This is a genomic window from Avibacterium paragallinarum, assembly GCF_011765605.1.
Lineage (GTDB): Bacteria > Pseudomonadota > Gammaproteobacteria > Enterobacterales > Pasteurellaceae > Avibacterium > Avibacterium paragallinarum.
In genome coordinates, this window is the sequence record NZ_CP050316.1 from 806415 (window position 1) to 818356 (window position 11942).

General features: G+C 40.2%; 11 protein-coding genes. 7 read left to right on the forward strand and 4 right to left on the reverse strand.

Annotated features, from left to right (window positions below; genetic code table 11):
* Positions 1–154: 154 nt before the first annotated feature.
* From HBL79_RS03945 to HBL79_RS03960, 4 genes are all read right to left on the reverse strand, one after another.
* Complete coding sequence (locus HBL79_RS03945; RefSeq protein WP_035685164.1) at positions 155–1513, reverse strand: Na+/H+ antiporter family protein; 1359 nt, start codon at positions 1511–1513, stop codon at positions 155–157.
* A 40-nt stretch (positions 1514–1553) separates the two neighbouring features.
* Positions 1554–2201, reverse strand: a complete 648-nt coding sequence (gene rnt, locus HBL79_RS03950; protein WP_035685289.1) for a ribonuclease T — start codon at positions 2199–2201, stop codon at positions 1554–1556.
* 93 nt (positions 2202–2294) lie between these two features.
* Positions 2295–2702, reverse strand: a complete 408-nt coding sequence (gene gloA / locus HBL79_RS03955) for a lactoylglutathione lyase (protein ID WP_035685162.1) — start codon at positions 2700–2702, stop codon at positions 2295–2297.
* An 85-nt stretch (positions 2703–2787) separates the two neighbouring features.
* Positions 2788–3489: a YggS family pyridoxal phosphate-dependent enzyme gene (locus HBL79_RS03960; RefSeq protein WP_035685158.1), complete on the reverse strand. Its 702-nt coding sequence runs from the start codon at positions 3487–3489 to the stop codon at positions 2788–2790.
* A 302-nt stretch (positions 3490–3791) separates the two neighbouring features.
* Here HBL79_RS03960 and thrA point away from each other — a divergent pair, with 302 nt between their 5' ends.
* From thrA to HBL79_RS03995, 7 genes are all read left to right on the forward strand, one after another.
* The gene (gene thrA / locus HBL79_RS03965) at positions 3792–6239 is read left to right on the forward strand and encodes a bifunctional aspartate kinase/homoserine dehydrogenase I (RefSeq protein ID WP_035685156.1); all 2448 of its coding nucleotides are present in this window, start codon (positions 3792–3794) and stop codon (positions 6237–6239) included.
* Positions 6240–6248: 9 nt separating this feature from the next.
* Positions 6249–7193, forward strand: coding sequence for a homoserine kinase (thrB, locus tag HBL79_RS03970; protein ID WP_035685153.1), 945 nt, complete (start codon positions 6249–6251; stop codon positions 7191–7193).
* Positions 7194–7836: 643 nt separating this feature from the next.
* Positions 7837–9111 (forward strand): threonine synthase, encoded by a 1275-nt coding sequence (gene thrC / locus HBL79_RS03975; RefSeq protein WP_035685151.1) that lies wholly within the window; start codon positions 7837–7839, stop codon positions 9109–9111.
* Between the two features lie 2 nt (positions 9112–9113).
* Complete coding sequence (locus HBL79_RS03980; RefSeq protein ID WP_035685148.1) at positions 9114–9890, forward strand: DNA methyltransferase; 777 nt, start codon at positions 9114–9116, stop codon at positions 9888–9890.
* Positions 9887–10585 (forward strand): restriction endonuclease NlaIII, encoded by a 699-nt coding sequence (locus HBL79_RS03985; protein WP_035685145.1) that lies wholly within the window; start codon positions 9887–9889, stop codon positions 10583–10585. The genes HBL79_RS03980 and HBL79_RS03985 overlap by 4 nt, the downstream gene beginning before the upstream one ends.
* Complete coding sequence (locus tag HBL79_RS03990) at positions 10582–11580, forward strand: DNA adenine methylase (RefSeq protein ID WP_035685142.1); 999 nt, start codon at positions 10582–10584, stop codon at positions 11578–11580. The genes HBL79_RS03985 and HBL79_RS03990 overlap by 4 nt, the downstream gene beginning before the upstream one ends.
* A gap of 11 nt (positions 11581–11591) precedes the next feature.
* Entirely contained in the window at positions 11592–11939 is a 348-nt protein-coding gene (locus tag HBL79_RS03995) for an ArsC family reductase (protein ID WP_035685139.1), read from the forward strand.
* Positions 11940–11942: the final 3 nt, after the last annotated feature.

Below are 11942 nucleotides of genomic sequence, written 5' to 3' on the forward strand. Positions count from 1 at the left end.
AAAAAATAATTTGTTTTATTCTTGATTTGATATTGAGTTAAAAGAAATGGCAAATGTTTATTTTAGTTAATGGACAGTATAAATAATACAGCATTATTTCGCTTTGTTTGTGTTATTTATACTGCCGGTAGGATGCCTGACTTATTTTGATATATTATAAATACATCGCAGCAAGCCAGCCGAAGATAATCAATGGGATATTGTAGTGAATAAAAGTCGGTACGACGGAATCCCAAATGTGATCGTGTTTGCCGTCCATATTTAGCCCTGAAGTTGGCCCGAGTGTGGAGTCGGAAGCAGGCGAACCCGCATCACCCAACGCCGCTGCCACGCCCACAATAGAAACGGTGGCTAAAGGGCTGAAGCCTAGGCTCAAGCAAAGTGGCACATAAATGGAGGTGATAATCGGCACGGTGGAGAATGATGAGCCAATACCCATTGTGATAAATAGCCCTACAATAAGCATTAACAAGGCGGCTAAGCCTTTGTTATCCGCCCCCAGTCCGTGGCTAAAGGTTTCCACTAATTGGGTAACGCCGCCAGTAGCGTTAATCACTGCGGCAAAGCCTGAGGCGGCGATCATTACAAAGCCGATCATCGCCATTAAGCGTAAGCCTTGTTGGAAAATGTCGTTACTTTCTTTCAATTTGAAAATGCCACAGACGGCGAAAATGATTAAGCCCGCTAAGCCGCCGATAATGGTGGAATCGGTGAAAAGTTGTAGCCCAAAAGTTACCACAATCGCAACAAGGCTTGCGATAACGTGGAAAGGCTTGATATTGGCGATATGTTGCTCAATCTCTTCGGTTGTGAGGTGGCTATCATCAACGGCGTATTCTCTCGGTTTGCGATAGGTGATGAACACGGCGGTTAATAGCCCTAAAATCATTCCAATCACAGGCAAGCCCATCGCGAGCGATACTTCGCCTACGCTGGTGTGTAAACCCAGTGGTTCGCCCACTTGGTTGATGTTTTTCACTAAAATGCTTTCGATAAAGATTTTCCCGAAGCCAACAGGCAAGAGCATATAGGTGGCAGTTAAACCAAAGGTTAGCACACAAGCCACCGCACGGCGGTCAATGTTGAGTTTATTGAAAATGGCAAGTAACGGTGGGATTACGATAGGAATAAACGCGATATGCACAGGAATGACATTTTGTGATGACATCGCAAAAATTAATAACACGGCGAACATCACATATTTGAAACTCGCCATTGAAAGCCCGCTTGGAGTGCGTCCGAGCTTTTGAATCACTTTGAATGCCAAGAGATCGGTAATACCTGATTTAGAAATGGCAACGGCGAAAGCCCCTAAAATGGCGTAGTTCATCGCCACTTCAGCACCACCGCCTAAGCCACCCGTGAAAGTTTGAATGGTTTCGCTCATTGTCAGGCTGCTGCATAAGCCGGCGGTTAAGGCGGAGATAATCAAGGCGATCACCACGTTGATCCGCAACAGGCTTAAGGCTAACAAGACAATGATCGAAATCACAACAGGGTTTGAGAGTAACATTGCATAGTCCTTATAAAAATAATGAAAAAAAGACCGCACTTTATTCCGCGATATGGTGCGGAAAACCACCTAATTGTTTGAGATGGTTCACCATATAACAGAATAATTCGGCGGTGCGTTCTGTATCATATAAAGCGGAATGCGCTTGTTTATGATCAAAAGGAATGTTCGCCGCTTGGCAGGCTTTCACCAATACCGTTTGACCGAACATAAATCCGCTTAATGTGGCGGTGTCAAACATTCCAAAGGGGTGGAATGGATTACGCTTGGCTTGCACGCGTTCAGCCGCCGCCATTAAAAAACTTTGGTCGAAAGTGGCATTATGTGCCACGATAATGGAACGTTGGCATTCCGCTTGTTTTTGTGCTTGACGCACCATTTTGAATAATTCACTAATGGCGATATTTTCCGAAATCGCACCACGCAAGGGGTTATCAATATCAATGCCGTTAAATTTGAGTGAATCAGGATTAATATTCGCCCCTTCAAAAGGTTGAATATGAAAATGGCACTTTTGATCGGGCAATAAGAACCCATTTTCGTCCATTTTTACCGTAATAGCAGCGATTTCGAGCAAGGCATCAGTTTTTGCGTTAAAGCCTGCGGTTTCTACATCAATAATCACGGGCAAGTAGCCACGAAAGCGGTTTTTCAGCAAATTATAATTAATTGGTTCGCTTGTTGTCATAACATTATGGACTATCAGATCAAAGGTGAGATAAAAAGTGCGGTGTAAAATTTGCGAAAATTTCCACCGCACTTTTTAACCGTTTATTTTAACTTAGTTGCCTAATCCAGCTTGCGCATTTTTATTTTCGATAAACTCGATTTTGTAACCATCAGGATCTTCCACGAAGGCAATCACTGTTTTGCCACCTTTTACTGGGCCCGGCTCACGAGTGATTTTTCCGCCTGCTTGGCGAACGGCTTCGCAAGTGGCATAAATATCATCCACCCCAATAGCGATATGTCCGTAAGCATTGCCTAGATCGTATTCGTGTACGCCCCAGTTGTAGGTTAATTCAAGCACCGAAGCTTTGTCTTCATCATCATAACCTAAAAAGGCAAGGGTATATTTATATTCTGGATTTTCGCTGGTACGCAATAAACGCATTCCTAACACATCTTGATAGAATTTAATCGAGCGATCTAAATCACCCACGCGTAACATTGTATGTAAAATTCGCATAATCATCTCCAATCAGCAAAAAATTGTAGGCATTATGCCATAATTAGGGGGAAAAAGCATTACAGAGTTTTGTCGTAAATTTCACTTATTTGTTATAGTCCCTTGCACCGAAAATCGCCGTGCCAACGCGTACCATTGTCGCACCGCATTCAATGGCACTGGTGAGATCATCAGACATTCCCATTGAAAGGGTGTCAATTTGGCAGTCGGGCAACGCGGTTTTCAATTGTTGGAAAAGCTGTTGCATTTGGCTAAAGGCGTGCTTTTGCTTAGCGATATTTTGCGTTGGGGCGGGGATCGTCATTAAGCCACGTAAACATAAGTGCGGTAGATTTTTGATGTGTTTTGCCAAATCGAGCATTTCCGCAGGTTGAATGCCTGATTTACTACTTTCATCGCTAATATTAATTTGAATCAGCACATTCAACGGTTTTTTGTAGTGGGGACGATGATCATTAAGACGATCGGCAATCTTGGCTCGATCGAGGGTTTGCATCCAATCAAAATGCTCCGCCACTAAACGGGTTTTGTTTGATTGCAACGGCCCGATAAAATGCCATTCGAGATCGAAACCTTGCCCCTCAAAATGCTGAATTTTTTCTACCCCCTCTTGCACATAGTTTTCGCCAAATTGATGTTGTCCCGCTTGGTAGGCTGCCAAAATAGCTTCTACGGGCTTGGTTTTGCTCACTGCTAATAGAGTGATATCCGTGCTGGCTCGTTGAGCTTGCTCGCACGCTTGTTGGATTTGTGTTTGCACCTGTTGTAAATTTTGTTGAATGGTCATTGTTGGCTTACCTATATCCTATGAAGTTTCGTATTATTTTAACAAAATCATTCTATATTATTCATTTTCTGTTTGACAAGGCGTGAAAATTTCGGTATTTCTAACACCATTATTTTTTTGTTAGGAAAATCACAACAATGCAACGCACAATGGCAATTATTACCACCACCATTATTACCATTACGATGAATGGGGCGGGTTAGTGCGTTAAAAACAGGATCACAGAAAACCCGCATTACAAAGTGCGGGTTTTTTTATAAGCATTTTTTGCATTCACAACATTCATACTGAGGAGAATTTCTATGCGAGTATTAAAATTTGGTGGCACTTCGCTGGCAAATCCAGAACGTTTTTCACAAGCGGCACGGCTGATCGAAAAAGCCCATTTGGAAGAGCAAGCCGCTGGCGTGTTATCGGCCCCCGCTAAGATCACCAATTATCTTGTCGCCCTTTCTGAAAAAGCAAGCCAAAACCTACCAACTGATACAGATTTTAATCAAGCACTTGAAATTTTCTATACCATTATTAATGGCTTATATGCCGAAAATGAAAATTTTGATCTCGCAGGCTGTAAAGCCGTGATTGACGCAGAATTTGCCCAAATTGCAGAATTATTAGCAGAAATTCGTGCTAAAGGCGTGTTAGATGACGCGGTGAAAGCGACCATTGATTGTCGCGGGGAAAAGTTGTCTATCGCAATGATGAAAGCCTGGTTTGAAGCCCGTGGCTACCAAGTTACCCTGATTGATCCTGTAGAAAAATTATTGGCTCAGGGCGGGTATTTAGAATCTTCGGTGGATATTGAAGAATCCACCAAACGCATTGATGCAGCAAGCATTCCGCCGAAAAATGTAGTGTTAATGGCGGGCTTTACTGCGGGCAATGAGAAAGGGGAACTTGTTTTACTCGGTCGTAATGGTTCAGATTATTCCGCCGCGTGCCTTGCTGCCTGTTTAAATGCTTCTGTGTGTGAAATTTGGACAGATGTGGACGGTGTGTTCACTTGTGATCCTCGTCTTGTGCCTGATGCCCGTTTATTGCCAAGCCTGTCTTATCGTGAAGCGATGGAGCTGTCTTATTTCGGGGCGAAAGTGATTCACCCGCGTACTATCGGGCCATTGGTGCAAGCGAATATTCCTTGTTTAATTAAAAATACGGGTAACCCTGAGGCGAAAGGCACGATTATTGATAGCCATTCTCAATCTGAACAGCTCCAAGTAAAAGGCATTACCAATTTAGATAATTTGGCGATGTTTAACGTTTCGGGGCCGGGAATGCAAGGTATGGTGGGAATGGCGGCGCGTGTGTTTTCAACAATGTCGAAAGCGGGCGTTTCCGTGATTTTGATTACCCAATCCTCATCAGAATATAGCATTAGCTTCTGTGTGCCAGTGAAAGCGGCAGAAGTGGCAAAAAATGCATTAGAAGCTGAATTTGCTCAGGAGTTGAAAAATCAAGATTTAGAAGCTATCGAAGTTATCAAAGATCTTTCTATTATTTCTGTAGTGGGGGAGGGAATGCGTCAAGCAAAAGGGATTGCGGCACATTTCTTCTCCGCATTAGCACAGGCGAATATCAGCATTGTGGCGATTGCACAAGGTTCTTCCGAACGTTCTATTTCTGCTGTAGTGCCACAAAATAAAGCCATTGAAGCGGTGAAAGCCACACATCAAGCCCTATTTAATAACAAAAAAGTGGTGGATATTTTTCTCGTTGGGGTCGGCGGCGTTGGTGGTGAGTTAATTGAGCAAGTGAAAAATCAGCGAGATTACCTCGCAAAGAAGGACATTGAAATTCGAGTTTGTGCGATAGCAAATTCGAATAAAATGCTGTTAGATGAGAACGGGTTAAATCTCGATCACTGGCAGGAGGATTTAGAAAACGCCACTCAGCCATCGGATTTTGATGTGCTACTTTCTTTCATTAAATTGCACCACGTTGTTAATCCTGTGTTTGTGGATTGCACCTCGGCGGAAAGTGTTGCAGGCTTATATGCCCGTGCGTTAAGTGAGGGCTTCCACGTGGTTACGCCAAATAAAAAAGCCAACACGCGTGAACTCACTTACTATAATTTATTGCGTGAAAATGCCCGCCAAAGCCAACACAAATTCTTATATGAAACCAATGTGGGTGCTGGCTTGCCTGTGATTGAGAACTTGCAAAATTTGCTTGCCGCAGGGGACGAGTTAATCTGCTTCAGCGGGATCTTATCAGGCTCACTTTCCTTTATTTTTGGTAAATTGGAAGAGGGTTTATCGCTTTCAGAAGTTACCACACTGGCACGGGAAAAAGGCTTTACTGAACCTGATCCTCGCGATGATTTATCAGGGCAAGATGTGGCACGTAAGTTATTAATTTTAGCCCGTGAGGTGGGATTACAACTCGAATTAAGTGATGTAGAAGTAGAGGGCGTGCTGCCAAAAGGTTTCGCAGAGGGTAAATCGGTCAGTGAGTTTATGGCGATGTTGCCAGCGCTTGATGAAGCGTTCAAAGTGCGGGTAGAAAAAGCCAAAGCGGAAGGCAAAGTGCTGCGTTATGTTGGACAAATTGATAATGGCAAATGCAAAGTGTCGATTGTCGAAGTGGGACAAGATGATCCGCTTTACAAAGTGAAAAACGGCGAAAATGCCTTAGCATTTTATACTCGCTACTATCAGCCAATCCCATTATTATTGCGTGGCTACGGGGCGGGCAATGCCGTTACAGCGGCAGGAATTTTCGCTGATATTTTAAGAACATTACATCATTAAGGAGCAACTATGTTACGAATTTATGCCCCCGCTTCCAGTGCGAATATTAGCGTCGGTTTTGATACCTTGGGGACGGCTGTATCCCCGATCGATGGCTCGTTACTGGGCGATGTGGTGCAAATTGAAGCCATTTCGCAAGGCTTTGAATTAGAAAGTGCGGGTTATTTTGTGCGTAAATTACCCAAAGAACCACAAAAAAATATCGTCTATCAAGCCTACGTTCTGTTCAGTGAACGCTTAAAATTGCGTGGCGTGAACGTGAAGCCTCTCCGCCTCACGCTCGAAAAAAATATGCCGATTGGCTCAGGGCTTGGCTCAAGTGCTTGCTCCATTGTGGCAGCATTAGTTGCATTAAACAAATTCCACGATGAACCGTTTTCCAAAATGGAATTATTAGAAATGATGGGCGAATTGGAGGGGCGGATTTCTGGCTCAATCCATTATGACAACGTCGCCCCTTGTTATTTAGGTGGCGTGCAATTAATGGTACAATCCCTTGGTAATATTTGCCAACAGTTGCCATTTTTTGATAACTGGTATTGGGTGCTAGCTTACCCAGGAATTGAGGTTTCTACCTCAGAAGCTCGGGCGATTTTGCCGAAAAGCTACACCAGACAAGATGTAATTACCCACGGTCGCCATTTAGGGAGCTTTGTTCACGCGTGCCATACGCAACAAGAAGCCTTAGCCGCCTATATGATGAAAGATGTGATCGCAGAACCTTACCGCGAAGCCCTATTACCAAACTTCGCGGAAGTAAAACAAGCGGTACGCGATCTTGGTGCGATTGCCTCAGGCATCTCAGGCTCAGGCCCAACAATGTTCGCCATCGCCCCAGATTTAAATACCGCCAGTAAAGTGGCCACCTATTTGGAAAACCATTATCTCCAAAACAACGAAGGCTTCGTTCACGTTTGTAAAGTGGATAATCAAGGGGCAAGAGAATTGGGTTAGTGAGAACATTGAATCTCATATAAATTGCCTGAATGGAAATAAAATTTTTGTTGGAATGGTGAAAAATTACATCATCTCCAACAAAACAATAAAATCTCACTTCATTTTTGTGAAGTGGATAATTACAGTGTAAAAGAACTGGGTTGAAATCCCCGTGCAAACCGCCCGAATGAAAATAAAATTTTTAGAAAAGTAACGCCGAGCGAGAGCGAAGTGAACATCAGGCTTACTTTTTGTTAAGAAAATTTTGTCGAAATGAGGAATAGTAATTTGAACGGCATTCCCTTTTCTTTACTTTCTTTTGGGAACACAAAAGAAAATAAGTTGCTAACGAGCAAAATTCGTTATAGGTAAAAGGATTAAAATCCCCGTACAAATTACCCGAATGGAGATAAAATTTTTAGAAAAGTAACGCCGAGCGAGAGCGAAGCGAACATCAGGCTTACTTTTCGTTAAAAAAATTTTATTGGAATGAGGAAGAGTAATTTGATCGGGTTCCTTTTTCTTTGCTTACTTTCTTTTGGGAAAGCAAAAGAAAGTAAGTCGCTCAACGAGCGAAACCCGTTATCAACCCTAAAGATAAAAGATTTTAAACAAAGAACTTTAAACAAAGAATATTAACCAACCCCAAAACGGAACAACTATGAATTTATACAACATTAAACACCCCGAAGAACAAGTAAATTTCGCCCAAGCGGTACGCCAAGGGCTAGGCAAAGATCAAGGACTATTTTTCCCTGAAATCATACCGCACTTAGATAACATTGACGCTTTGCTTGATTTGCCATTAGTCGAACGTAGCCAAAAAATTTTAGCGGCACTCATTGGAGATGAAATCCCTACGGATAAACTGGCTCAACTGGTAAAAAATGCCTTTACCTTCCCAGCACCAGTAGAAAAAGTGGCAGAGCATATTTACGCTTTAGAATTATTCCACGGGCCAACTCTTGCCTTTAAAGATTTTGGTGGACGCTTTATGGCACAAGCCTTAGCAACCGTTCGTGGCGATGGCAAAATCACTATTTTAACCGCGACCTCAGGCGACACCGGGGCAGCAGTGGCTCACGCCTTTTATGGATTGGAAAATATTGACGTGGTGATTTTATATCCAAAAGGCAAAATCAGCCCATTGCAAGAAAAATTATTCTGCACCCTAGGCGGAAATATCCGCACGATTGCTATTAACGGTGATTTTGACGACTGCCAAGCCCTCGTTAAACAAGCCTTTGATGATGCAGAACTTCGCCAAGCTATCGGCTTAAATTCGGCCAACTCCATTAATATTAGCCGTTTATTAGCCCAAGTTTGCTATTATTTTGAAGCGGTGGCACAACTCCCTAAAGCCGAGCGTGAAAACATCGTGGTTTCTGTGCCAAGTGGTAACTTCGGCAACCTCACAGCGGGGCTTATCGCGAAAACAATGGGCTTACCGATCAAACGTTTCATCGCAGCTACCAACGCCAATGACACCGTACCACGCTATTTAAGTACGGGCGAATGGTCGCCAAATGACACCGTGGCAACCCTATCAAACGCAATGGACGTTAGCCGCCCAAATAACTGGCCTCGTGTAGAAGAACTCTTCAAACGCAACGGCTGGGCATTGTCAGAGCTTCATTCCGCCGCAATGAGTGATGAGCAAACTGAACACACCTTGCAAGCAATGAACGAGCAAGGCTATCTATGCGAACCGCACGGTGCGATCGCCTACGGCGTGTTAAAACAAGATTTACAAGCTGGTGAAACAGGATTATTCCTTTGCACTGCTCACCCTGCAAAATTCAAAGAAAGCGTCGAGCGAATTTTATCCACCGAATTACCACTACCAGAAGCCTTGGATAAGCACAACAAATTGCTATTGCTTTCCGATGAAATGGATAATGATTTTGCAACGTTAAAGGCGTATTTGTTGAAATAAATATGCAAGAAGATTGGAAATCAACAGATCTTAATGTAGATAGCCTTTGGCTATTTGGTGAGAGGGATAAAAGGGGTAAGCATAAAAATGTTTATCATGGAAATTTTATCCCTCAGATTCCATATCAGTTAATAAAACGCTATACGAAAGAAGAGGATACGGTTTTAGATTTATTTATGGGGAGTGGAACTACTCTATATGAATGCGAAAACCTAAATAGGAGTTTTATAGGATTTGATATAAATGATTCTATTATTGATTATGTGAGATCTCAAATGAAAGAATCAAATTCAATCAAATATTTTATTAATCATTGTGATGTCTCAAATCCTGATCTTTTCTCAAAATGTCTATCAAATAACTTAAAAATACTAAATAGGAATAAAATAGACTTCTTTATTGCTCATCCTCCTTATATGGATATTATTAAATTCACTGATAAGATAGAAGATTTATCTCAGATATCCAATATTAATCTTTTTATTGACAAGTTTACTCAAGTAATATCTAACGCCTTCTCTTTTCTTGAGGATAACAAATATTTTGCTATTGTTATAGGTGATGTTTATAAGAATAGTGAGGTTGTTCCGTTAGGATTTTATTTAATGTACTCGATAAGAAAGCATTTTAAAGTAAAACTAAAAGGTATAGTAGTAAAAAATATTGAAGGAAATCGGGGGAAACTTGGTAAGCAAGATATTTGGAAATACAGAGCATTAAAGAGTGATTATTTTTTATTTAAACATGAATATATAATGGTATTTAAAAAATTAAAATGAAAAAGAAGTCTAAAAAAGAATTATTTCTTGAGCTAGCTAAGCCCAATGAACAAGGTATTAGCCGTTGGGTTTTAGTGAGTGAATTTATTGGTGATTATCTTGAGCTTCAGTTAGGAAATGGATTTAGCTGGGGGCGTGGAAGTTCTAGCCTTGCAAAAGAATATATAGTAGAAACTGATAAGACGCATTCTTCTGGTAATGGGATTGATGCGATTAGATTAAATGGATTTAATCGAAAAAATTATTTTAATCAAGCAATTAGACAAGATATTAAGAATTATTATAAAGATAAACCTTGTGTAATGCTTGGAGTAAAAGGATTTTCAGAAAATACTAAAATTGAGATTGATCATAAAGATGGTAGAAAGAATGATTTAAGAGTCTCAGATATGAACTCTCAATCTTTAAATGATTTTCAGCCTTTATGTAAAGCGGCAAATGATGTAAAAAGGCAAATATGTAAACGCTGTAAAGAAACTAATATCCGTTGGAGTGCAAAAAATATTAAAGGTAACCCTTATGATTTTTATGAGGGAAATGAAAATTACAATGATGAACTTGGCTGTGTTGGTTGTTATCAATATGACCCAGTACAATATAGAAAAACTGTGATTAAGAAGGTAAGTGAATTAGCAGCACATCGTGCAGTTGATGTTGTATTCAAAACTTTATACGAAGATGATGAAAAAGAATGAACTATATAGGATCAAAGAATAAACTATCAAAATTTATTTTTGATAGCATTACTTCAGTAATAAGAGAAGATCTATCTGATATTATATTTTGTGATCTTTTTGCAGGAACAGGTGCTATCGGAAGGAAGTTTAAGCCTTTAGTTAAACAAGTAATTAGTAATGATATAGAATTATATAGTTATATTTTAAATAAAAATTATATAGAAAATCATTCTTTAATCCTCTATGAAGAATTATTAGATGAATTAAACTCTTTAGATGGAGTATCAGGATTTATTTTTGAAGAGTATTCAGAGAATGGAAGAGGAAACAGGCTTTATTTCTCAGAGGAAAATGGGAAAAAGATTGATGCAATTAGACTTAAGATAGAGAACTGGCGAGAAACAAATTATTTATCAGATAGTCAATATTATTTTCTACTCTGTTCTTTACTTGAAAGTGCTGATAAGATAGCAAATACGGCTTCCGTTTATGGTGCGTTTTTAAAAAAAATAAAGCGTTCTGCACAAAAACAGCTGATCATAGAACCTGCACTATTTGAAATAAACAATAATTCACATAAAGTTTATAATAAAGATGCAAATCAATTAATTAATGATATTGAAGGTGATATTCTCTATTTAGATCCTCCCTATAATGCTCGCCAATATGGTGCAAATTATCATTTGCTAAATACTATTTCAGAGTACAAAAGATTTGAACCTAAAGGAAAAACAGGATTAAGAGAATATGTGAAATCTAAATATTGTAGTAGGGCTAAGGTTGAAAGTGAGTTTGAATTTTTAATTAAATCGGCAAAATTTAAATATATCTTTTTAAGCTATAATAATGAAGGTTTAATGAGTTTAGATAGAATAAGAGAAATTATGAGTCGATATGGAAGGTATGATTGTTTTTCTATTGATTATCAACGTTTTCGTTCTGATGCTTCTAAAAATCGATCTTATAGTTCTGATTCTACAATTGAATATTTACATTTATGTGAGAAATTTTAAAAGGACAAAAAATGATTACTCTTTACGGCATTAAAAATTGCGATACGGTGAAAAAAGCGTTGAAATGGTTGGCGGATAATGGCATTGAACATCGTTTGCACGATTACCGTGTGGACGGGCTGGATAAGGCTTGGTTAGCGCAGGCAGAAGCTCAGTTTGGCTGGGAAAATTTGGTGAATAAACGTAGCACAACGTGGCGTAATTTGCCTGATGAAGTGAAAAAAAATTTGTCAAAAAGCACCGCACTTGAGGTTTTATTTGAACAGCCGACCTTAATCAAACGCCCGATTATTTTGCAAGATAAGCTGGCGTTAATCGGATTTGACGCAACAGCGTACAGTCAGGCATTTGGAAAATAGCTG